Raw genomic sequence first — 21,618 nt, forward strand, 5'->3', positions numbered from 1 at the left:
CGGTCGGGATTCCGGGCTCGTACGCCCTCAGCGGGGCAGTGACGCCGGCGTTCCGCCGTTCGCCTCGTAGCCCGCCACCGCCAGGGCGCGGTAGAGCGCGTAGTCCGCCGCGGGGTCGGGTGTGAGCGTCCAGGGGAGGGCGCCCACGTGGCCGTCCACGTGCACCAACTGGTTCATGGCCTCCGCCCAGCGCTCGCCGCGGACCAGGAAGAGCACCAGCAGGTGGCGCACGTGAGCCAGCATCGGGTCGTCGGGGCGGGCCGCGTGCACCGCGTAGAGCGCGCCGTGGACCGCTTTGGTGACGACCTCGCTCTGGTAGAAGCCGCGCACCAGGTTCACCTCGGGGAGGTGCTCGAAGACCGCGAAGAGGGGCATGGCGGCCAGCAGGGAGCCCTGAGGGGCGCGGGCGGCCGCGGCCTCAGCGAAGGAGTACGCCACCTCGCGCGAGCCGTGCCACTTCTCGCACCAGTAGTGCAGGGCCGCCAGATGCGCGCCCATGTGGGCCGGCGCGCGGTCCAGGATCTTCAGCCAGAGCGCCTCGAACTCCGGCCGGGGGTAGGCGAGTCCGCGGGCCACCGACAGCTCGATGATGTACGGGATCGGGTCACCGGGGGAGAGCAGGGCCGCCTCGCCGCATGCCGTCCTCGCCTCCTCCATGATGATCCGGAACTCGTCCGTCCCTGGCGTCGACGTCCGCCACGCCTGCTGGACCAGGAACTCCGCGTGCACCGCCGCGCCGCCCGCGTCCTTGGGCTTCTCGGCCCGCCACACCCGCAACCACTGCCCGCCCGGCGTCTCGCTGACCCCGCCCGGACGCTGCTGCAGCTCAAGGGACGCGGCGCCGGCGAAGGCCTGCACCCGCTGCCAGCGTGTCTCGCCCGAGATCTCCGTGCCCGCCAGGAGCTGCGAGGCCGCTTGGTACTCCTGCGTGCGCTGCACCAGGTCCAGGACGTCCAGGAGGTCCCCGTCCGGTCCGGGCATACGGATGTCCAGCTCCTCCTGACGCAGGAATCCGTAGTTCGCCGGGTCCGCCGCGTCCGGGTCGCCGGGCGAGACCAGCTGTATGCCGGTGCGCCTGCGCCTGAGGACCGGCAGCAGGACCAGGCTGAACATGGCCAGCGCCATCAGGACCCAGAGAATCTCCATGCCTCAAGCGAACCAGACGGGTCCGACAATTGGCCAACCCGGTCCGGTTCCGATCCGGCCCCGGCCCCGATCGCAGACCACGAGGCGCCCCCGTGCAGGTCGTGACGCGTCCCCGCGCCGACCTTGAGGCGCCCCCGCGCAGGCCGTGACGCGCCCCCGCGCCGACCTTGAGGCGCCCCCGCACAGGCCGTGAGCCGTCATCAGGCCCACGGGCGCACTACGCTCGGGACCCATGAGCGACAGGCACATCAGTCAGCACTTCGAGACCCTCGCGATCCACGCGGGCAACACCGCCGATCCCCTCACCGGCGCGGTCGTCCCGCCGATCTACCAGGTCTCGACCTACAAGCAGGACGGCGTCGGAGGGCTGCGCGGCGGATACGAATACAGCCGCAGCGCCAACCCCACCAGGACCGCCCTGGAAGAGAACCTCGCCGCCCTGGAGGGCGGTCGTCGCGGCCTCGCGTTCGCGTCCGGACTGGCGGCCGAGGACTGCCTGTTGCGTACGCTGCTCAGCCCCGGCGACCACGTGGTCATCCCGAACGACGCGTACGGTGGCACGTTCCGCCTCTTCGCGAAGGTCGTCTCGCGGTGGGGCGTCGAGTGGTCCGTGGCCGACACCAGCGACCCGGCCTCCGTACGCGCCGCCCTCACGCCGAAGACCAAGGTCGTGTGGGTGGAGACCCCCTCCAACCCGCTGCTCGGCATCACCGACATCGCCGCCGTCGCGCAGATCGCGCGCGAGGCGGGCGCCCGGCTCGTCGTCGACAACACCTTCGCCACCCCCTATCTGCAGCAGCCGCTCGCGCTCGGCGCGGACGTCGTCGTGCACTCGCTGACCAAGTACATGGGCGGGCACTCGGACGTCGTCGGCGGCGCGCTGATCGTCGGCGACCAAGCGCTCGGCGAGGAGCTGGCCTACCACCAGAACGCGATGGGCGCGGTCGCCGGTCCCTTCGACTCCTGGCTGGTGCTGCGCGGCACCAAGACGCTCTCGGTGCGCATGGACCGGCACAGCGAGAACGCCACCAAGGTCGCCGACATGCTCACCCGGCACGCGCGCGTGACCCGCGTTCTCTACCCGGGCCTCCCGGAGCACCCCGGTCACGAGATCGCCGCCAAGCAGATGAAGGCGTTCGGCGGCATGGTCTCCTTCCAGGTCGAGGGCGGCGAGGAAGCGGCCGTCGAGGTCTGCAACCGCGCCAAGGTCTTCACCCTCGGTGAGTCCCTGGGCGGCGTGGAGTCCCTGATCGAGCACCCCGGGCGCATGACGCACGCGTCCGCCGCCGGCTCGGCCCTGGAGGTCCCCGCCGACCTCGTCCGCCTCTCCGTGGGCATCGAGAACGTCGACGACCTGCTCCAGGATCTGCAGCAGGCCCTCGGCTAGTCCCAGCGTCGGCCCCTCGGGGTCACCAGCCCGTCAGCGGTGGGGTCGTCTGCGAAGGCGGCTCCACCCAGGGACGGGCCATGGACGCCCACACCACGAAGGCGACGGCCGCGGCGAACAGCAGCAGCCACATCACCCGCCGGGCCAGCGTCCTGCGGCGCAGCATCCGGCTCCCGCGGCGCACGACGTCCGCGTAGAGGTCGTGCGGCACGGAGGGCTGCCGCTGCTCCAGCAGCCGCCGTACGTTCGCCTCGCGCTCGGGCAGGTTCACGTCCACACCACCAACCTCACGAGCGCACCACCGTGCTTCATGACGGCCCCACCGTGCTTCATGACGGCACCACCGTGCTTCATGACGGCCCCACCGTGCTTCATGACGGCACCACCGTGCTTCATGAGGGCACCACCTTCGCCATGGTCGGCGCCGGTCCGCGCGGCGGGTGCAGCAGTGTCGTCATCGCCCGGGCACAGATCGCCCTGACCCGTTCCACGGGGAGCCCCAGCAGGGCCGCCGTCTGTTCCTCGGCGACCCCCTCGTACATCCTCAGGACCAGGACCAGCCGCTCCTGGGGCGTCAGCCGGGCCAGGACGGAGCCGGAGACGGAGGGGGATGGGGCCGGGCGGGAGCGTCCCAGGGCCCCGTACTGGTGCCACGCCCCGCGCGCGAAGCGGACGGCCAGCTGCTGGCGGGCCCGGTCGTACGGGTCCTCACCGCGCAGCCGGTCCCAGGAGGCGTACGTGTGGGCCAGTGCCAGTGTCAGCAGGCGCCGCGCGCGCGGGTTGGCGTTCGGAGGCTCCGCGGTGAGCAGTGTGGCGGCATGCAGCAGCCGCCCTGCCGCGCCCGCGACGAACGCCTCGAACTCCCGGGCCCGGCGGGCGTTTTGGAACGCGCGCCGTTCTCGCACCACGCCTCCCGCCCGAGGACGACCCTGACGGAACCAAGGGCCCGGCCGTGTACGACGGGCCGCACCGTGTGCGACAAGGACCCGGTCTCATATGAGGCCAGACGCGGCCCCGCGGTCAAGAGTCCGGCGGGCACACACGTGTGAAGTCGAAAGGACACGCGCGGGTGAAGCCGCGAACACACACACACGTGTGAAGGCTCACGAAGTGGCGGGACGGCCAGGAAACGGCGGGGCGGTCAGGCAGCCCGCGGGAGGGGTCAGGAAGCAGGCTGCTCCCCCGCCGCGCCCCCCGGCGTGGCCATCCGGGACGAGAGCGCGCTGTTGAAGCGCGTGAGGAGCGAGCAGAAGGCCTCGCGCTCCTCCGGCGCCCAGTCGTGGGTCAGCTCGGCCATCAACTGACGCCTGGAGGAGCGCACTTCGTCGAGGCGCGACTGCCCGCGCGGCGACAGCTGGAGCACCACGGCGCGTCCGTCCTCGGGGTGCGAGGTCCGCTTGACGAGACCGGTGTCGACCAGCGGCGCCACCTGCCGGGTGACCGTCGAGGAGTCGATGCCCATGCTCGCGGCGAGCGCCTTGACGCCCATCGGGCCTTCCTTGTCGAGGCGGTTGAGCAGCAGGTATGCGGCGCGGTCCATGGAGTTGCGGACCTGCCCCACCCCACCGAGCCGGGTCTGTTCGGCACGGCGCGCGAACAACGCGACCTCGTGCTGAAGCGTGTCGAGGAGACCGGTGTCACCGACGGTCGTCATGTCCATCGACATTTCTGGTGTTGTGGGCATGGCCGGGGGCTCAATTCATGCGTGGGGAGCTGGGTTGGGGGAAAGGGTACGCGGCCCGGACGCGGGTCGTACCGACGCTGAGTAAAACCGGTCTCGGCCCGTGGTCACACCAGGAGTCCTCGGGTGTGAACTGGGAGACTGGTGGTCATGAGCTACAGCACGGCCGACTCCTTGCCCAGGGTGACTCTGGACGACGTACGAGGCGCCCAGAAGATGCTCACGGGCGTGGCGCGGACGACCGCGATGGAGGGCAGCAGGTACCTGTCCCAGCTGGTGGGCGCCCCGGTGCACTTCAAGTGCGAGAACCTCCAGCGCACCGGTTCGTTCAAGCTGCGTGGCGCGTATGTGCGGATCGCCGGGCTGCTTCCGGAGGAGCGCGCCGCGGGTGTGGTCGCGGCCAGCGCGGGCAACCACGCGCAGGGCGTCGCCCTCGCCTCCTCGCTGCTCGGCGTGCGTTCCACGGTCTTCATGCCGACCGGCGCCCCGCTGCCGAAGGTCGCGGCCACCCGCGACTACGGCGCCGAGGTGAGGCTGCACGGTCAGGTGGTCGACGAGACGCTGGCCGCCGCGCAGGAGTACGCGGCCGAAACGGGCGCGGTGTTCATCCACCCCTTCGACCACCCCGACATCATCGCGGGTCAGGGCACCGTCGGCCTGGAGATCCTGGAGCAGTGCCCGGAGGTGCGCACGATCGTCGTCGGGATCGGCGGCGGGGGGCTGGCCGCGGGCATAGCGGTCGCGGTGAAGGCGCTGCGCCCCGATGTACGGATCATCGGCGTGCAGGCGGCGGGCGCGGCGGCGTATCCGCTCTCGCTGGCGGCAGGGCGCCCGGTGGCGATCGACAACCCGTCGACGATGGCCGACGGCATCAAGGTCGGACGGCCCGGCGATGTGCCGTTCCGGATCGTCGAGGAGCTGGTGGACGAGGTTCGCACGGTGTCGGAGAGCCATCTGTCGAGCGCGCTGCTGCTCTGTCTGGAGCGGGCCAAGCTGGTCGTCGAACCGGCGGGCGCGAGCCCCGTCGCGGCGTTGCTGAGCGAGCCCGGGACCTTCGAGGGCCCGGTCGTCGCGCTGCTGTCGGGCGGCAACGTGGACCCGCTGCTGATGCAGCGCATCCTGCGCCACGGCATGGCCGCGAGCGGCCGCTACCTCGCGGTCACGCTGCGGCTGACGGACCGTCCCGGCGCTCTGGCCACACTTCTGGGGGTGTTGTCAGTGGCGGACGCTAACGTCCTCGACGTGAGCCACGTACGGACCGATCCCCGGCTCGGGCTCACGGAGGTGGAGGTCGAGCTGCACCTGGAGACGAAGGGTCCGGAGCACTGCGCCGAGGTCGGCCGCGCCCTGCGCGAGGCCGGCTACAGGGTCATCGACTGATCGACTGACATCCATCGTCCGAGGTCAGGCCCCTGTCCTCGAACCTTGGAAAAATCTGTTGAGTAACGCGATACATCGCGTTACGGTGTGTCGTGCTCGGTTCTCGCTCGGCCTCTCGCTGCACTCGTCGCAGCCTGTGAGGCGGGACGAGATGGGCAAAGGTAAGAAGTTACCGTGAAAATTCCCCAACGACGTGGAGAACTCACATGCCAGGCGCCATCTATGCCGAAGGTCTGGTGAAGACCTTCGGTGACGTAAGGGCTCTGGACGGCGTCGATCTCGATGTCCCGGAAGGCACCGTCCTGGGTCTGCTGGGACCGAACGGCGCGGGCAAGACGACCGCCGTCCGCTGTCTGACGACCCTCCTGCGCCCCGACAGCGGCAAGGCGATCGTCGCGGGCGTCGACGTGCTCAAGCACCCCGACGCGGTGCGGCGCAGGGTCGGCCTCTCCGGACAGTTCGCGGCCGTCGACGAGTATCTGACCGGCCGCGAGAACCTCCAGATGGTCGGCCAGCTCTACCAGATGAAGGCGAAGGCCGCGAAGGTCCGCGCGGCCGAGCTCCTCGAGCAGTTCAACCTGACGGAGGCCGCCGACCGTCCCGCGAAGACGTACTCGGGCGGTATGCGCCGCCGGCTCGACCTGGCCGCCGCGCTGGTCGTCTCACCGCCGGTGATGTTCATGGACGAGCCGACGACCGGCCTCGACCCGCGCAACCGGCAGCAGCTGTGGGAGGTCATCAAGCAACTGGTCTCCGGCGGTACGACCCTGCTGCTGACCACGCAGTACCTGGAAGAGGCCGACCACCTCGCGCACGACATCTGTGTGGTCGACCACGGCCGTGTGATCGCCCGCGGTACCGCCGACCAGCTCAAGGCGCAGACCGGTGGCGAGCGCGTCGAGGTCGTCGTGCACGAGCGCGAGCACATAGCGACGGCCTCGGAGGTGCTCCGCGGCTTCGGCAAGGGCGAGACGACCGTCGAGGAGCACACCCGCAAGCTCACCGTGCCCGTCACCGGCGGCGCGAAGCTCCTCGCGGAGGTCATCCGCGAGCTGGACAGCCGCGGTATCGAGATCGACGACATCGGGCTGCGCAGGCCCACGCTCGACGACGTCTTCCTCTCCCTGACCGGACATGTCGCCGAGGTGAAGGACGAGGAGAACGGGGTGGCGGGCGAGGCGAGGGGCCGCAAGCCGAAGAAGGACCCCGTGAAGGACCCGGCGAAGAACGAAACCGCGCAGACGGAAACCGCGCAGACGGAGGCCACGAAGTGAGTGCCGTGACAGACGCCGTCCCCGCGACGGCCCCCCAGGGCGCCGTCGTCCAGTCCGTGCGCGACTCCCTGGTCATCGCCCGGCGGAACGTGATCCGCATGACCCGGATTCCCGAGATGGTCATTTTCGGGCTGATCCAGCCGATCATGTTCGTGGTGCTGTTCAGCTATGTGTTCGGCGGCTCGATCAACGTCCCGGGTGCGGGCCTCAGCCCCTCCGGATACCGCGAGTTCCTGATGGCCGGCATCTTCGCGCAGACCGTCACCTTCGCCACCGCGGGCGCCGGAGCGGGCATCGCCGACGACATGCACAAGGGCCTCATCGACCGCTTCCGCTCGCTGCCCATGGCGCGCGGCGCGGTCCTGACCGGCCGGACCCTCGCCGACCTGGTGCAGACGGCCCTCACCCTGGTGGTCCTCGCGGTCGTCGCCGTCCTGGTCGGCTGGCGCACGCACGAGAACTTCGGCAAGGTGCTGGCCGGGTTCGGCCTGCTGCTCCTGCTCGGCTACGCGTTCTCGTGGATCGGCGCACTGATCGGCCTGTCCGTACGCACCCCCGAGGCGGCCACCTCCGGCGGCCTGATCTGGCTGTTCCCGCTGACGTTCATCTCGAACGCGTTCGTGCCGTCGGAGAACATGCCCGCGTTCTTGCGGACCATCGCGAACTGGAACCCGTTCAGCGCCACCGTGCAGGCCTGCCGCCAGCTCTTCGGCAACCTCCCGGCGGGCTATCCGGTGCCGGACGCCTGGCCCATGCAGCACCCGGTGTGGGCATCGTTGCTGTGGTCCGTGCTGATCGTCGTGGTGTTCCGAACGCTCGCGGTACGCAAGTACCGCCGGGCGGACGCTTGATCACGCTTCTTCACCGCGCCCCCTGCACGGCCGCCGACTAGGCGCAGCCTGACCGAGCAAGGATTGACCGGAGGCCCTGGCAGACGCCGGGGCCTCTGTCGTTGCCTGTCAGGAGGTGAGGATGGAGATGCCGTCACCGAGCAGCTTCAGCCCGATGACGAAGAAGAGGACCGCCATCACGGCGACATTGTGCTGGGCTGCCCAGTCCTTCCAGCTGCCGAGCGTGGTTCTGGCTCGCTCTCCTCCGAGCAGGAAGATTCCCAGGGGGGCCAGCAGGCCGAGGGTGGCGATCAGGACGAAGATCGCCAGCGATGCGATCTGCTGCCCGACCGGCAGTCCGGCTGAGCCGATGGAGGCGGCCGCGGCGATGGTCAGCGGGGCGTTCTTGGCGTTGAGCGCGGCCAGGGCCAGTCCGAGTCCGAAGACCTTGACCGGCGTGAGGCGGTCGATCGCGCCCATCCACTTCGGCAGCTGGGCCTGCGAGGGATCCTTCGGTCGTCGGTGCCATTGCCGGGCACTGAAGAGGGCGAGGAACAGGCCCAGAGCGAGCTTGAGGGCTCCCACCCACGTGGCCGGTTGATTGTGGGTGGAGGCACCTGCGGGGGAAGCGATCGCCAGCATCACCGCGCCCAGTGCCGAGAGCCCCAGAATCCAGCCGACGGTGAAGAGGGGGCCGTTGAGACGTCCCCGAGGCGTGGCGAGTATGAGGATGATGGCGATGATCGGGAGCGGGCTGATCGCGACGCCGGCCGCAAGACCCAGCACGTCACCGACAACTTTGCCCATGATTACCTCCTGGTGGATGGGTCAGGGCGGCGATCGACTTGGGCAAGGCTTGGTGAGAGTGGGTGACCCGACTACCTGTGCGGCCGGCTGCGGGACTGTCGTGCACATACGCCGGAACTGCCGGGGTCCTGGGCCGTGGGGCGCAGCCGTCCCGGAAGTGGTCCCTGTGAACGCCGAACTCCATCTTCCTGCGCCTTTCGGGATCTGTCCTCGGGAGCTCCTCGGAACGCGGGACCCCGACCTTGGCCGGAGTGCGAGGCGGTGCGTATGGATCCAGGATTGGAGGTGAGGGCGATGGCGCCTCATATTCGAGCGCTTGGCGCCCCTCGGACCGATCCGTGGCAGGTGAATCTCACGATGACCGCGACGACAGGTGCGGCCCCATCAGCTCAGCCCGAGCGCCCGGGCAGGTCGGATGGGGTCTGCAGCGAGTTCACCGTCTTTACCAAGATCAAGCCGGGCCATGCCGACGCGTTGCGTGAGGATCTCGTCGCCCTCGCCGACGCGGCGGCCAGCGAGAACGTCCACGCGGCGGTGCGCCAGATCGGCACCCTGCACGACGCACGGCACGTGATCTTCGACAATGACACCCGGTTCATGTTCGCCAGTGTCTTCGACGGCTCCTGGGACACGTACATCGACGACTTCGCCCAGACGGTGGTCGGGGCCCGCTTCGACAAGGTCTTCTCGCACAGCGAAGGGTTCCCCGGCGTCACCGACCCAGGCGTGAAGGACTGGTTCGTCGCCCAGCAGGAGCCCGCGGAGGTCTTCGTCAGCGCCTATCCCGATCTGACCGTTCAGCAGATCTACAAGGACCATCGCGTGGAGGAGGCGTTCGAGGCGGTGCTGGACACCGCCGAGTTCCGGGCGGCGCTGGACAACCCGGCGAACGCCGAGTTGCTGGCCACGCCGGCCTTCCAGAAGCTGCTGGAGGAAGCCGCGGCGTAGAAGTCGGACGCGACCGACCCTCAGAGCCGACCCGACATCGGTGGACCGCGTCGGGCGCGGGTCGTGGCCGCACGTCCGTCCACGCGGAGGCCGACAGGGAGGCACAGGCGATCATGAACACGGTGGCAAGCGGCAGCGCGGCCGGTATGGGCGTAGAGATCGACGACGTCCAAAGCGGGGCACTGCGTCCACGGCCTGTGCCGTACGAGGGGAAGTTCATCTTCCTGCGCGTCGATGACCGCCATGCCGGGCGCGCCCTGCTGCGGCGGCTGCTCCCGGTGACCGCGGGTGGTCTGCCCAGCGTGGACCGCAGTCAGGATGCCTGGGTGGCTGTGGCGTTCACCTACCAGGGACTGAGGGCCCTGGGGGTGCCTCAGGAGTCGCTGGACAGCTTTCCGCGGGCGTTTCGTGAGGGCATGGCCGCTCGGGCGGAGCTGATCGGCGACGTGGGCGAGAGCGCACCGGCCCACTGGGAGGCACCGTTCGGAACGGGCGATGTTCATATCGCGTTGAGTGCTCTCTCCTCCGATGCGGCGCAGCTGGACAAGGAACTGGAGCGGGCCCGCGTCGCCTACGAGGACACGCCCGGTGTCCAGGTGATCTGGCAGCAGGAGGTCCGACAGCTCCCGACCGGGCGTACCACCTTCGGCTTCCGCGACGGGATCAGCCATCCGAACATCGAGGGCGTCGGACTGCCCGGCTCCAACCCGCAGGAAGCCCCCATCAAGGCCGGCGAGTTCATCCTCGGCTACCCCGACGAAACCGGCAGCCTGCCGCCCATGCCCAGCCCCGATGTGCTGGGGCGCAACGGAACCTACGCGGCCGTCCGCAAGATCCACACCAACGTGGCGGCCTGGCGGCAGTACCTGCGTGCGCACACCTCCACCGCCCAGGAGGAGGCACTGCTGGCGGCGAAGTTGGTCGGGCGCTGGCCGAGTGGGGCGCCGCTGACGCTGACGCCGGAGCACGATGATCCGGAGCTGGCGGCCGATCCGCACCGCAACAACAACTTCCTGTACCGGGAGAACGACGATCGCGGCTTCCGGTGCCCCGCCGGTGCGCACATCCGGCGTACCAACCCCCGCGATTCCACCATCATCGGCGACGCACGGATGCACCGCCTCATCCGCCGCGGCACCACTTACGGCCCGCCGCTGCCGGAGGGCGTGCTGGAGGACGACGGCGCCGACCGGGGGCTGGTCGGAGTCTTCCTCGGAGCACACCTTGAACGGCAGTTTGAATTCATCAAGGCCGAGTGGGTCAACGACGGCAACTTCATCGGGTATCCCGGGGAGCAGGACCCGGTGGCCGGCCATCACGGCGGAACGGGCAGCGTCACCATCCCGGAGAAGCCGGTCCGGCGCCGCCTGCGGAATCTGCCGAGCTTCGTGGTCACCCGGGGCGGTGAGTACTGCTTCGTGCCGGGTCTGCGTGCCCTGCGCTGGCTCGCCGAACTGCAGGACTGACGGCAATTCCTGCCCCTGAGGTCCCATCACGGTCTCCGAGGAGAGGTCGCAGTCATGGCAGCACAGTTCGTCCGCTACACGCCTGACGTCGAAGACGACGAACCGAACTTCGACCGCAACCTGCAGACGGTGATCGAGAAGACCGAGAGGTACATCGCCGAGTCGGTCAAGGCCGGTGGCACCGGACGGGCCCTCCGCGACGCCCACGCCAAGGGCTATGGGCTGGTCCGGGGGGAGGTGGAGATCCTGGACGGGCTGCCCCCCGAGTACGCCCAGGGAATCTACGCGACTCCGGGAACCCACGGTGCGCTCATCCGCTTCTCCAACGGATCGCCTCACGCCGGAGCCGACGCGCGACTGGGCGCCGCCACCGGACTGGCGCTGAAGATCTTCGACATCCCCGGCCCGACCCTGCTGGAGGACGAACCGGACACGGGCACATTCGACTACGCCAACATCAACGGGCCGATCTTCTTCTGCAACACGGTCGAGCACTACCTGTTCATCCAGGAACTGTTCCTGAACGCGCCGGCCTACTTCTCCCAGGGCCGACCCGGCGCGCATCGCTTCTTCACCGAGTTCGTGACCGGCAAGGGAACCCTGGACCAGGACAACTGGGCGTGGGACGAGTTCCTGGCCTTCCTGCGCCTGTCGAAGACCCCTCCGGCGAACCTGCTGCTGTCGAGCTACTGGACGATGGGCGCGGTCCGGCACGGGGACTACGTCGCCAAGGTGCGCATCACCCCCGATCCGTCCTTCGCCGCCGCGGTGGTCCGGCGCACCATCGACCCGGCCTCCGCGCAGGAGGTCTTCCGACCGGCCCTGCAAGCAGAGTTGCAGGAGCGGCCCTACGCCTTCGACATCCAGGTACAGCTTTGCACCGACCTGGAGCGCATGCCGGTGGAGGACACCACCGTGGAGTGGCCCGAGCAGCTCTCGCCGTCCGTCACCGTGGCCAGGCTGCGGCTGCCGCAGCAGGACATCTCCGGCCCGGAGAACCTGGAGAAGATGGACTCACTGTCCTTCACGCCCTGGCGGGTCACCGCCGAGCACGCGCCCCTGGGCAACATCATGCGGGCCCGCAAGGAGGTCTACCGGCGATCCTCCATCGAGCGCCACAAGCTCAACCAGCAGCCGCGCATCGAGCCCCGCAGCGCCGACGAGGTACTTGGCCCGGCCCCATGAAGACGACGGTGACGGCGGTGACGCGGGCATGACGATGCCCCCGGCACGGCCGGGGGCATCGTCGCAGTGGTCGGTCCCGGCTCAGCCCTTGTAGGGCTCGGCCTTGAGGATCTTCACCGAGGCGAGCTTGCCGTTGGGCAGCTCGTACTGGGCGTCCTCGCCGATCTTCTTGCCGTTCACGCCGGAGCCCAGGGGGGACTGGGGCGAGTAGGTCTCGATGTCGGCGCTGGCGTACTCGCGCGAGGCGAGCAGGAAGTCCAGCGTGTCGTCCTCGTCGCCGTCGAAGGCGATGGTGACGACCATGCCGGGGGCGACCATGCCGTCCGCCGCGGGGGCCTCGCCCACCTTGGCGTTCTCCAGGAGCTGGGTCAGCTGGCGCACACGGAGCTCCTGCTTGCCCTGCTCTTCCTTGGCCGCGTGGTACCCGCCGTTCTCGCGCAGGTCGCCCTCCTCGCGCGCGGCCGCGATCTTGGCGGCGATCTCCGTGCGCGCAGGACCAGACAGGTAGTCCAGCTCGGCCCTGAGCTGGTTGTACGCCTCCTGGGTCAGCCAGGTGACGTTCTCGCTGGTCTGGGTCACAGGTGCTCCTCGTAGGTACTGGGAATACAAAGCATCGCCCTACCCAGAAGAATGTGCTTTCACGGGTGGGCGAAACCACGAGCCTAACAATTACCGGGCGGAAGGGGGAGGACATAAGACATCAGAATTACGTCAACGCAGGTCAGCGCGTAGGTGCCACGGGTGATGCCGGAGGTGGCGGGCGGTGCAAGGGGGGCGAGAGGGGGCGACAGCGGTGGTGTCAGTCGGCGTGGCAGCCGAGCAGCTCCGCCGTGCCGCCGCGGGAGGTGGTACGGAGCGTGACGACCTTGTCGATACGGGAGGAGTCCTGGTCGAAACGGAAGTCCGCGCGGCCCACCTCGCTGCCGTCGTCGGCCTGTGAGCGCAGCGTGCAGTAGCCGTGGGCGCCCGCGTCCTTGCGCACCTCCAGGTGCACCTCGACCGCGTTGTCCGAGACGGCCTTGAAGGTGATCACCTCGGCGCTGATCTTGCTCGAGAAGACGTAGTAGTACGCGAACCAGCCCATCAGGGCGAGCAGGGCCACGCCCAGCACACTGCCGATGACCTTGAGTTTCCGGTCCGCGCGCTCGTCCTCGGAGCGGCCGTACCGGCCCTCGGGCAGCTGTGTGCTCGCCGTGCTCATGATCGTCCTCTCGGGGACGGGGTCCCGGAATTATTCGTCCCCCGATTCCGTCACTATAGAAGCCGCCCATGACGCCGAAACACGCCGGGCGCCGACTTGCCGACTGGCCTCACCGGCCGACTTACTGAGGATCGAGTCTTGACTGACCAGCTGCGACTGATGGCCGTGCACGCCCACCCCGACGACGAGTCGAGCAAGGGCGCGGCCACCATGGCGAAGTACGTGTCCGAGGGGGTGGACGTGCTGGTCGTGACCTGCACGGGCGGGGAGCGCGGCTCCATCCTCAACCCGAAGCTCCAGGGCGACCAGTACATCGAGGAGCACATCCACGAGGTACGCAAGAAGGAGATGGACGAGGCCCGCGAGATCCTCGGCATCAAGCAGGAGTGGCTCGGATTCGTGGACTCCGGCCTTCCGGAGGGTGACCCGCTGCCGCCGCTCCCCGAGGGCTGCTTCGCGCTCGAGGACGTGGACAAGGCGGCCGGAGAGCTGGTCAGGCAGATCCGCTCGTTCCGTCCGCAGGTGATCACCACGTACGACGAGAACGGTGGTTATCCGCACCCCGACCACATCATGACCCACAAGATCTCGATGGTGGCGTTCGAGGGGGCGACGGACACCGAGAAGTACCCGGAGTCCGAGTACGGCCCGGCGTTCCAGCCGCAGAAGCTCTACTACAACCAGGGCTTCAACCGCCCGAGGACCGAGGCATTGCACAACGCCCTCCTCGAGCGCGGTCTGGAGTCGCCGTACGGGGACTGGCTGAAGCGGTGGAGCGAGTTCGAGCGCACCGAGCGCACGCTGACCACGCACGTTCCGTGCGCGGACTTCTTCGAGATCCGTGACAAGGCGCTGATCGCGCACGCCACGCAGATCGACCCCGACGGCGGCTGGTTCAAGGTCCCGATGGAGATCCAGAAGGAGGTCTGGCCGACCGAGGAGTACGAGCTCGCCACCTCTTTGGTCGACACCTCCCTCCCCGAGGACGACCTCTTCGCGGGCATCCGCGACAATGCCTGATATGAGCGCAAGCCTGGCACTGACGCACCTCGTTCCCCTCGCCAAGGAGGTCGACGAGAACAAGGTCACCCCCGGCGTCCTCGGTTTCATCGTCTTCGCGGCGTTGGCCCTGGCGGTGTGGGGCCTGATGAAGTCCATGAACCGGCACATGGGGAAGGTCACCTTCGAGGAGGACCCGGAGAAGCCCGAGAAGGGCGCCGTGGCCTCCGGCAAGGGGAGCGGCTCCGGTGCCGGTCCCGGCGGGAAGGCCTCGCCTGCGAAGGGCTGAGCCTGGTGTGCGGACTCCGGCCACGGGTGGTCGGAGTGCGCACCCTCACCCTCGGCACCGTCCTCTCGTACGAAGGGGTCACTCCGTACGCAGCGGTGGCCGTCGGCATGGTCGTACCGTGGCTCGCCGCGGTCACACCGCGGGCCGCTCCAGTCTGTTGTCCATGCCACACTGCAGGGCGTACGCGAAGCCGAGCGGGTTGCTCCACGCGTCGGCGAAGTGCCGGGCGAGCCCGTGGACGATCTCGCCCGCCGTCTCCCGGCCGCCGAGATAGCGGGTGACGTAGGCGTGGGCGTACTCGGCGGCGAACAGCTGCGGCATCTCGATCTGCGGCCCCAGCACCCCGCCCGCGCCCGCCTCGATGAGCGCGCCGCCCAGGCGTGCCGGCTCGGCGGTGGCGGGCAGCCCGGCGTAACCGGCGTTGAGGAACACCAAGGGGCGCTGTGCGAGCAGGGGGTCGGCGGGGCCGCGCTCGGTGAGGACCGCAGGGACGTCGATGTCCTTGCCGTCGCTCAGCCGAAAAACGAACAGCGGGGCGCCGTCGCCGGCGACGGGTCTGAAGTGCCCGTGGCACCAGAAGTACATCAGCTGCTCGTCGAGCCCGCCGGAGCGCAGGGCGCGCAGCAGTTCGTCGCGCAGGGCGCGTTCGACGCGGACGGTGCCGGTGGCGAGGGCGCCGGCGACCTCGGCGGCCCGGGTGACGCCCTGCGGGTCGATGCCCTTGTCGTGATTCAGGCTCACCACCGGTGACAAGGGCGGCGGCGCCTCGTGCTCCTCGCCGGCGGGGACCGGGAAGCGCGGGTGGTGGCCGCCGGTCTGCTCGATCTGGTGCCGGTAGCCGAGGAAACGCCGGAAGGGTTCGCCGCCGGGACCGCCCGGCCCGTTCGTGGTGTCCTCGGGCAGCGCGAGCATCGGCCAGGGCAGGAACAGGTCGGAGTCGACGCGGATGCGCAACGGCTCCTCGCGGCTCAGCGCGTCGGTCAGGATCGCGCCGAAGCGCCGGGTGCCCCGGCCGCCGTCGCCGAGCAGCCCCCCGTACAGCAGGTGGGAGCCCTGGCGGGCGAGCTCGTCGAGGATCCCGCGCAGTTCCTGCCGGGGCTCGGCGGTGAGATCCGGGCAGGTGGCGTACGGGAAGTGGGGGCGACCCCCGACCGGGATCCCGTGCTCGTCGACGGGCTGGAAGTCGACCAGCTCCCGTTTCCACAGCGCCCGCAGATGCGCCGCGGCGGCGGTGACGGCGGCCGGCTTCACATTCAGACGCAGCGCGTGCTCGGTCGCGGACGGGGGCGCGGCCGGGCCGTACAGCCGGGCCCGGATGTGGTCGTCGGCGTGGGCGTCGAGGGCGAGGACCAGGTCCGGGTGACGGACGGTGGGAGCCGGGTGGCGGGTGAAGCCGCGGCTGGGGTCCTGGACGACCTGGCTGAGAAGTTCGCGGGCCATCGGGCTCAGGTCCTCCGCGCGGAGGGGCGGGGCGCGGAGGGCCGGTGCGGCCCCGGATCGCACGGGACGACGTCGATCTCGGCCTCGACCTGCTGGAGGACGGTCCCGGTGGCGGGGTCCTCGACGGTGAAACGCAGCCGGTGCGAGCCGGGGCGGTGCGGGGTGAAGCGGAACTCCGCCCCGTCGGCGGGGACGCCGTGTGCGGGGTCGATCTCCGCATGGCCGAGGGAGGTCGCGCGGGCCGTGAGCGGGGGGAGCGGGGCGGTGGACCACGGGTGACCGGGCCCGGGCACGACTTGGAGGGCGATACGGGCGGGCACGTCCGGGACGGGTACGTCGTCGAGAAGGGTCAGCCGGACGTGGGCCCCGGAGTCGTCGGGGCGGTCACCGGGGCGTGGGAAGCCGGGTCGCGGTTCGGGCTGGGTGTCGCGGGCGGCGCGCGGGATCAGCGGTTCGCCGGCCTCCGTCCACCCGAGCGTGTCCAGCAGGGCGGTGGGGTAGCGGCAGGCCAGTTCGTACGGCGGCTCGCCGTCCGGGGACGGTCCGGCTTCGGCGAGGTCCACCCAGGCCTCGCCCGCCTCGTCGCCGATCCCATGGAACACATGGCGGATCTCGGCCGCCCACTCGCCGTTCAGGAAACGGTGGGCGGGGGAGCGGAGCGCGTACTCGAGCATGGTCCAGGCCCGCCCGTGCGGGCAGTCCGCCTCTTCGAAGAGCGCCAAGGCCCCCTCGAACAGCCGGTCGGCCTCGCGCCGACGCTCGCCCGCCCTGTCCGTCCCGCTCGTTCCGCCCGCCCCGTCCACGCCGTCCGTCCCGTCCGTACGGGCCAGGGTCAGCGCGTGGTGATGCAGTGTCCATGCCGTCCCGAGCCGGTCGGAGACCTCATGGAAGCGGCCCTGGGCGTTCGCGAACTCCTCCCGCCAGGCGAAGCCGGGCTCGTCCGCCCGCGCCACGGTCCACCACAGGTGCGCCCACGCGGCGCCGCGCCGGTCGCCCGCGCGCTCGTGCAGCCGACGCGCCTCGGCGAGGGCGTCCGGATCCGGGGCGCCCGACCCAGTGGCCAGCCGCGCGAGTTCGCCGCCCGCCCACGCCTCACCCGGCGTCTCACCGACCGCCCGGAACCTCTCCCGCGCGAGGTGCAACAGCCTGCGCGCGTCCTCGGCCCGGCCCCGTAATCGGCACATCCGCCCGTACAGGAAGACCGCCCACGCCTCGCCGCGCCGGTCGCCCGCGACCTGGTGGGCCTCCACGGCCCGCCGCAGCAGCGGACCGGCCGCGCGCGGATCACCGCGGTCGCAGTGGACGGCGGCCCGGGTGAGCAGCGCCCAGCCGTCGGCGCACCGGTCGGAGAGGAGGGCGGAGGCGCCCTCCCGGGCGTCCGTCGAGCCCACCAGAAGGAAGGACTCCGACTCGGCGAAGGCGCTGATCAGGCAGGCGAGAAGGGACCCGCCAGCGGTCCCGGTGGGGACTGCGTCCGCCGCCCCCGCGGGCACTCCGTCCACCACCAGGACGCAGGGATGTACGACGCACACGCCCCGGCAGGCCTCGACGACCGCGTCCGCCGCCTCGCCCGGCGTCCGCCCGGCCTCCCCCGGCCGCTCCCCGGCGTCCGCCACCCGAAAGCGGTACACCGGAAGTCCCGCCTCGTCCGCGACCTCTCCTGCCACCGCGTCGAGAAACGCGGACCGGTCCGCGTCGGGAACGCCGCCCACCACCAGGAGCCGTCTGGTCTCCAACTCCCGCCGTGCCGCGGCGAGGTCGCGTATGTGCCCGACGAACGACACCGAAGTCCCCCTCGTACCCGAACATCCCCACCGAGCCGGGGCCTGTCAGCCGGATCATGCCGCAGACGCGGGGCTTGGCACGCACATCTGCGCCGATGAAGCACCGTTGTTTTCCTGCGACCTGATCCGCCGGACAGGCCCTACCGCGCCGCGGTCACCGCCACCCCCATGACCTCCCGGGCATGCCGGCTCGGCACCATTCCCAGGCGCCAAGCCTGCCATCCCGCGTCCAGGTCGACCCCCCGTTCCAGCAAGAGCTGGTAGGCCTCCACGTAGTCGTCGAGCTTTCCGTCGCGGAGCGGGTGGCCGGTGCGGGAGAGCTGCGCCAGTTCCTCCTGGGCGACGGCGCTGCCCACTTCGAGACCGCCCGGGGAGCCGTACGGCAGCAGGGTGCACCTCAGGAACCTGGCCCAGTCCTCGCCGCGCCGGTCCCCGTACGAGGCGAACAGGCCGGCCGCCTCGTCGCACAGGGCGAGGGCCCCCGGCGTACGGGCGTTTCCGGCGTCGACCACCGCGAGCTCCAGGCAGGTCCACGCCTCGCCGTGGGCCACGCCGATGCGCTGGAAGTCGGCGCGCGCGTCCACCAGGAGCTGGCGGGCGAAGCCCGAGTTGCGCAGGGAGCCGGTCTGGGCGGCCCGTTGGTCCCGGGTGACGCGCGCCGAGTGGTGGCGGGCGCAGGCGAGCCCGTACACGTCCCGCATCCGCGAGAACATCGTGCGGGAGCGCTCCAGTTCACGGACCGCCTGGTCCAGGTTGCCGGTCTCCTCCAGGGACTGGCCCAGGTAGTAGACCGTCCAGGCCTCGCCGCGCGCGTCCTCGTTCTCCCGGTGCCGGGAGGCCGCCTGGCGCAGGCCCTCGGCCGCGGAGGACGGGTCGCCGTCGACGAGACGGGCGCGGGCCAGCTGGGTCAGGGCCCAGGCCTCGCCGCGGGCGTCGCGCGTACGGCCGTACAGGTCGAGGGCGTCACGCAACTCCCGTTCCGCGCGCGGAACGTCGCCCATCCGCAGGCCCAGCTGGCCGAGCTGGAAGTGGGCCCACGCCTCGCCGTGCACGGACTCGCCCGCGCGGTGCAGGACCAGGGCCTCGGTGAGCAGGTCCAGGGCGAGGGTGGGATGGCCCCGGTCGCGCTCCACGGCGGCCAGCGCGTGCATCGTCCAGGCGCGGTCCGCCGCCAGGTCGGGGGAGGCCTGCAGGTCCATGGCCTCATGGAGCTTGGCGGCCGCCTCGGTGAGGTTGCCCTGGTGGTGCAGGGTGATGCCGAGAGAGCACAGGGCCCGGGCCGCGCCCGCGTCGTGGTGCGCCTCGAAATAGAGGTTCACCACGGACGACAGGGTGGTGTGGGCCTTGTCCAGCTCGCCGAGCTGGCGGGCCGCGATACCGGTGCGCCACTGCACCGAGCGCACCAGCAGGCCCTGGTCGACGGCCTGCGTCAACTCGCTGATCTCGCCCAGGCGGTAGAGGTCGCCGCGCAGCAGGCAGTAGTCGCACAGGGCGCCGAGGAGGTTCAGTACGGCCGCTTGGTTCACGCCCTCCGCGTGGCGCAGGGCGGCCGTGATGAAGCTCGACTCGTCGTCCAGCCAGCGCAGGGCCGCGTCGAGGGAGGTGAAGCCGTGCGGCCCGAACTGATCCGCCCGCGTCGACGTCTTGCCGTCGACCAGGCGGATCACCGAGTCGGCCAGCTCCGCGTAGTTCACGATCAGGCGCTCCTGGGCCGCCGTCCGCTCGGACGGCTCCTCCTCGTCGAGCAGCCGTGCCTGGGCGAAGCCCCGGACGAGGTCGTGCAGCCGGTAGCGGCTGCCGCGGACGTGGTCGATGAGGCCCGCCTGCGCGAGCGCGGTGAGGTGGCGGGTGGCCTCCTGTTCGTCCGTCGCCAACAGGGAGGCAGCGGCGGCGGCGCCGAGCGAGGCCCGGCCGGCCAGCGCCAGCCGGCGCAGCAGGCGCCTCGCCGTGTCGGTCTGGTCGGTGTAGCGCAGCCACAGCACCCGCTCGACCGGCTCCACGGGGCCGTACGCGCCGAGGTCGGAAGCCAGTTGACGCGGGGTCCGCGGGCCGAGGGAGGAACCCGCGATGCGCAGGGCGAGGGGGAGGCTGCCGCACAGCTCCCGTACCTGGTCGGAGGCCTCGGCGTCGTACGGGTCCGGCTTCTCCTGCGCCGCCGCGTTCAGCAGTTCCTCGGCGCCCGCCGCGTCCAGGGCGTCGACCGGGAGCTGGTGCACCCAGGCGGGGAGGTCGGCGGGCAGGTCGAGCGGTTTGCGGGCCGTGACCAGGACCAGGCTGTCCGAGCGCTCGGGGACCAGGGCGCGGACCTGTTCGGCGTCGCTCGCGTCGTCCAGGACGATCGTGACCGGCAGGCCCGTCAGGTGCTGGTGGTACAGCTCGCCGAGGCGCCTGACCTGCTGGTCCTGCGAGGAACGCTCACGGAAGAGGAGCTGCTCGCGAGGTGCGCCGAGCCGGTTGAGGAGGTGGAGCATGGCGTCGCGGGTGGTGAGGGGCGGCTCCTCGGTGCTGTCGCCGCGCAGGTCCACCACGCACGCGCCGCGGAACTGGTCCTTCAGGCTGTGCGCCGCCCGGATCGCGAGGGTGCTGCGGCCTGAGCCGGGGGCGCCGTGCAGGACGACCACGGTCGGCTTCGTCTCGGTGCTGGCGCGGGCCGCCTGCACCCACTGCGCCACCCGGGACAGTTCGGTCCGGCGCCCCGTGAACGGGCCGGCCGGCTCGGGAAGCTGCCCGAACGACTGCTCCAGTACGTTGCGTCTGCGCGCGGCGGCACTCTTGTCGGTGCGCCGCAGCTGGGGCGCACCCTGCTTGGCCCCCGCGGAGGCGCTGAGCACGCGCTGCTGATCGAGGAACGGCCGGATGCCCCGTACCTCCAGCGCCGTCAGCCACTGGAGCCGCAACTGCTCGGGGCCGCCCGGCTGGCCCAGGGCTCCCGCCCGGCGGCTCGCGGCCGGTACGTGCGAGGCGGTCACCTTGAGCACGGTGGCCGCCGCGCCCACCACGGCGACGGTCGCCCCCGCGCCGACGGCCGTTCCGGCGCCCGTGCCCAGCGCCAGGTCCGCCGCGCAGGCCGCGACGGCGGCGACCACCGCCACCAGCAGGGGAGTTCCGGCGCCCTCCCGGGCGTACCGCTGTCCGAACGTCAGCCGGCCGGCCTCCGCCTCGTCCAGCGCCCGGGTGTACGCCCCGTACTCCTCGGCGGCGGCCTCCGCCATGGTGTCGAGCGCGACACGGGCCCGCGACAACAACACGGCCCCGTCGCTCCGCCCGCCCGAGCGCCGTACCTCTTCCTCCACGGCCCGGGTCAACAGCCGCTCGGCCTCCGCCCGATGGCCTTCCCGCATGTCACGTCCCCCTCCGGCGGCAACTCCTTTACGTTCAAGTGTCCTTGGTGGGGGGCGTGAGCGCGAGGGGGCGGCGATCACGAGGCTGGTTCGGTGACTTCGAGATCGCTCGCTCGTTCTTGTGACTGTCGGGCTATTGGTCGAACGGGGAGTGTCGTGAACCACCGTGCTGTGCGCGAGTCGGCGGGTTTGATCCCCGTCGCGTCCTACGCGCGTACATCGCAGGACACCCGCCCGCGCGACGGGCACGGGGTCCGTCACCAGCTACGGATCAACGAACGGGCCGCGTACGCATACGGATGCGCGGTGGTTGCCACTTACCGCTGCCACTTACAGCGACAACGGCCGCAGCGCCTCCAGGGCCGGGGTGGTGAGGCCGGGATTCGACCGCCTGATCGCGGGCCTGACGCGGGGGCGCACCGACAGCGGACAGCCGATCGAAGGGGTGATCTGCGTCGCG

19 protein-coding genes are annotated in these 21,618 nt (G+C 70.8%); 9 read left to right on the plus strand and 10 right to left on the minus strand.

The annotated features are described in order from the left end of the window. Window positions 1-27: 27 nt before the first annotated feature. Window positions 28-1,146, minus strand: coding sequence for a hypothetical protein (locus AAFF41_RS29850; RefSeq protein WP_054234765.1), 1,119 nt, complete (start codon window positions 1,144-1,146; stop codon window positions 28-30). A gap of 232 nt (window positions 1,147-1,378) precedes the next feature. Between AAFF41_RS29850 and AAFF41_RS29855 the strand changes: the two genes are divergently transcribed. Next, window positions 1,379-2,533: a cystathionine gamma-synthase gene (locus AAFF41_RS29855; protein ID WP_054234766.1), complete on the plus strand. Its 1,155-nt coding sequence runs from the start codon at window positions 1,379-1,381 to the stop codon at window positions 2,531-2,533. Window positions 2,534-2,555: 22 nt separating this feature from the next. Here AAFF41_RS29855 and AAFF41_RS29860 read toward each other — a convergent pair whose 3' ends face one another. The 3 genes from AAFF41_RS29860 to AAFF41_RS29870 form a co-directional block, all read right to left on the minus strand. Next, window positions 2,556-2,804 carry a hypothetical protein gene (locus AAFF41_RS29860; RefSeq protein ID WP_319753568.1) on the minus strand — a complete coding sequence of 83 codons (249 nt, stop codon included), beginning with the start codon at window positions 2,802-2,804 and terminating at the stop codon, window positions 2,556-2,558. Between the two features lie 121 nt (window positions 2,805-2,925). Beyond that, the gene (locus tag AAFF41_RS29865; RefSeq protein WP_319753569.1) at window positions 2,926-3,438 is read right to left on the minus strand and encodes a sigma factor-like helix-turn-helix DNA-binding protein; all 513 of its coding nucleotides are present in this window, start codon (window positions 3,436-3,438) and stop codon (window positions 2,926-2,928) included. Between the two features lie 257 nt (window positions 3,439-3,695). Beyond that, a complete protein-coding gene (locus AAFF41_RS29870; RefSeq protein WP_067368082.1) occupies window positions 3,696-4,199 on the minus strand; it encodes a MarR family winged helix-turn-helix transcriptional regulator in 504 nt (167 codons plus the stop codon). 165 nt (window positions 4,200-4,364) lie between these two features. Between AAFF41_RS29870 and ilvA the strand changes: the two genes are divergently transcribed. From ilvA to AAFF41_RS29885, 3 genes are all read left to right on the plus strand, one after another. Continuing rightward, window positions 4,365-5,594 (plus strand): threonine ammonia-lyase, encoded by a 1,230-nt coding sequence (gene ilvA / locus AAFF41_RS29875; RefSeq protein WP_060899017.1) that lies wholly within the window; start codon window positions 4,365-4,367, stop codon window positions 5,592-5,594. A 206-nt stretch (window positions 5,595-5,800) separates the two neighbouring features. Further along, window positions 5,801-6,868: an ATP-binding cassette domain-containing protein gene (locus AAFF41_RS29880; RefSeq protein WP_319753570.1), complete on the plus strand. Its 1,068-nt coding sequence runs from the start codon at window positions 5,801-5,803 to the stop codon at window positions 6,866-6,868. Then, window positions 6,865-7,719: an ABC transporter permease gene (locus tag AAFF41_RS29885; RefSeq protein ID WP_319753571.1), complete on the plus strand. Its 855-nt coding sequence runs from the start codon at window positions 6,865-6,867 to the stop codon at window positions 7,717-7,719. Before AAFF41_RS29880 ends, AAFF41_RS29885 begins: the two co-directional genes overlap by 4 nt. Before the next feature lie 108 nt (window positions 7,720-7,827). Here AAFF41_RS29885 and AAFF41_RS29890 read toward each other — a convergent pair whose 3' ends face one another. Continuing rightward, the gene (locus tag AAFF41_RS29890; protein ID WP_319753572.1) at window positions 7,828-8,505 is read right to left on the minus strand and encodes a GAP family protein; all 678 of its coding nucleotides are present in this window, start codon (window positions 8,503-8,505) and stop codon (window positions 7,828-7,830) included. Window positions 8,506-8,862: 357 nt separating this feature from the next. On the opposite strand from AAFF41_RS29890, the gene AAFF41_RS29895 reads away from it, so the two are divergent. The 3 genes from AAFF41_RS29895 (at window position 8,863) to AAFF41_RS29905 (ending at window position 12,104) form a co-directional block, all read left to right on the plus strand. Continuing rightward, entirely contained in the window at window positions 8,863-9,453 is a 591-nt protein-coding gene (locus AAFF41_RS29895; protein WP_319753573.1) for a hypothetical protein, read from the plus strand. 113 nt (window positions 9,454-9,566) lie between these two features. Beyond that, window positions 9,567-10,919: a Dyp-type peroxidase gene (locus AAFF41_RS29900; protein WP_319753574.1), complete on the plus strand. Its 1,353-nt coding sequence runs from the start codon at window positions 9,567-9,569 to the stop codon at window positions 10,917-10,919. 54 nt (window positions 10,920-10,973) lie between these two features. Then, window positions 10,974-12,104, plus strand: a complete 1,131-nt coding sequence (locus tag AAFF41_RS29905; RefSeq protein WP_319753575.1) for a catalase family protein — start codon at window positions 10,974-10,976, stop codon at window positions 12,102-12,104. Window positions 12,105-12,185: 81 nt separating this feature from the next. On the opposite strand, the gene greA is transcribed toward AAFF41_RS29905, so the two are convergent. Both greA and AAFF41_RS29915 read right to left on the minus strand, forming a co-directional pair. Further along, on the minus strand, window positions 12,186-12,683 hold the full coding sequence (greA, locus tag AAFF41_RS29910) for a transcription elongation factor GreA (RefSeq protein ID WP_054234773.1): 498 nt from the start codon (window positions 12,681-12,683) through the stop codon (window positions 12,186-12,188). 220 nt (window positions 12,684-12,903) lie between these two features. Next, window positions 12,904-13,305, minus strand: a complete 402-nt coding sequence (locus AAFF41_RS29915; protein ID WP_054234774.1) for a DUF4307 domain-containing protein — start codon at window positions 13,303-13,305, stop codon at window positions 12,904-12,906. Between the two features lie 159 nt (window positions 13,306-13,464). Between AAFF41_RS29915 and mca the strand changes: the two genes are divergently transcribed. Then, window positions 13,465-14,325, plus strand: coding sequence for a mycothiol conjugate amidase Mca (gene mca, locus AAFF41_RS29920; RefSeq protein ID WP_075032337.1), 861 nt, complete (start codon window positions 13,465-13,467; stop codon window positions 14,323-14,325). Further along, the gene (locus AAFF41_RS29925) at window positions 14,318-14,593 is read left to right on the plus strand and encodes a hypothetical protein (RefSeq protein ID WP_079174528.1); all 276 of its coding nucleotides are present in this window, start codon (window positions 14,318-14,320) and stop codon (window positions 14,591-14,593) included. Before mca ends, AAFF41_RS29925 begins: the two co-directional genes overlap by 8 nt. Before the next feature lie 132 nt (window positions 14,594-14,725). Here AAFF41_RS29925 and AAFF41_RS29930 read toward each other — a convergent pair whose 3' ends face one another. The 3 genes from AAFF41_RS29930 to AAFF41_RS29940 form a co-directional block, all read right to left on the minus strand. Further along, the gene (locus AAFF41_RS29930) at window positions 14,726-16,033 is read right to left on the minus strand and encodes a hypothetical protein (protein WP_319753576.1); all 1,308 of its coding nucleotides are present in this window, start codon (window positions 16,031-16,033) and stop codon (window positions 14,726-14,728) included. Between the two features lie 5 nt (window positions 16,034-16,038). Beyond that, a complete protein-coding gene (locus AAFF41_RS29935) occupies window positions 16,039-17,817 on the minus strand; it encodes a tetratricopeptide repeat protein (protein ID WP_319753577.1) in 1,779 nt (592 codons plus the stop codon). Between the two features lie 140 nt (window positions 17,818-17,957). Continuing rightward, entirely contained in the window at window positions 17,958-21,158 is a 3,201-nt protein-coding gene (locus AAFF41_RS29940) for a tetratricopeptide repeat protein (protein WP_319753578.1), read from the minus strand. Between the last annotated feature and the right edge of the window lie 460 nt (window positions 21,159-21,618).

This window comes from Streptomyces mirabilis, assembly GCF_039503195.1.
In the GTDB taxonomy this organism is placed as follows: domain Bacteria; phylum Actinomycetota; class Actinomycetes; order Streptomycetales; family Streptomycetaceae; genus Streptomyces; species Streptomyces mirabilis_D.

Excerpts from the sequence above, each read along its gene's own strand:
- AAFF41_RS29850 (WP_054234765.1), bottom strand. The coding sequence starts at position 1,146 with ATGGAGATTCTCTGGGTCCTGATGGCGCTGGCCATGTTCAGCCTGGTC.
- AAFF41_RS29855 (WP_054234766.1), top strand. The coding sequence starts at position 1,379 with ATGAGCGACAGGCACATCAGTCAGCACTTCGAGACCCTCGCGATCCAC.
- AAFF41_RS29870 (WP_067368082.1), bottom strand. The coding sequence starts at position 4,199 with ATGTCGATGGACATGACGACCGTCGGTGACACCGGTCTCCTCGACACG.
- ilvA (WP_060899017.1), top strand. The coding sequence starts at position 4,365 with ATGAGCTACAGCACGGCCGACTCCTTGCCCAGGGTGACTCTGGACGAC.
- AAFF41_RS29880 (WP_319753570.1), top strand. The coding sequence starts at position 5,801 with ATGCCAGGCGCCATCTATGCCGAAGGTCTGGTGAAGACCTTCGGTGAC.
- AAFF41_RS29890 (WP_319753572.1), bottom strand. The coding sequence starts at position 8,505 with ATGGGCAAAGTTGTCGGTGACGTGCTGGGTCTTGCGGCCGGCGTCGCG.
- AAFF41_RS29895 (WP_319753573.1), top strand. The coding sequence starts at position 8,863 with ATGACCGCGACGACAGGTGCGGCCCCATCAGCTCAGCCCGAGCGCCCG.
- AAFF41_RS29900 (WP_319753574.1), top strand. The coding sequence starts at position 9,567 with ATGAACACGGTGGCAAGCGGCAGCGCGGCCGGTATGGGCGTAGAGATC.
- AAFF41_RS29905 (WP_319753575.1), top strand. The coding sequence starts at position 10,974 with ATGGCAGCACAGTTCGTCCGCTACACGCCTGACGTCGAAGACGACGAA.
- AAFF41_RS29915 (WP_054234774.1), bottom strand. The coding sequence starts at position 13,305 with ATGAGCACGGCGAGCACACAGCTGCCCGAGGGCCGGTACGGCCGCTCC.
- mca (WP_075032337.1), top strand. The coding sequence starts at position 13,465 with ATGGCCGTGCACGCCCACCCCGACGACGAGTCGAGCAAGGGCGCGGCC.
- AAFF41_RS29925 (WP_079174528.1), top strand. The coding sequence starts at position 14,318 with ATGCCTGATATGAGCGCAAGCCTGGCACTGACGCACCTCGTTCCCCTC.
- AAFF41_RS29930 (WP_319753576.1), bottom strand. The coding sequence starts at position 16,033 with ATGGCCCGCGAACTTCTCAGCCAGGTCGTCCAGGACCCCAGCCGCGGC.
- AAFF41_RS29940 (WP_319753578.1), bottom strand. The coding sequence starts at position 21,158 with ATGCGGGAAGGCCATCGGGCGGAGGCCGAGCGGCTGTTGACCCGGGCC.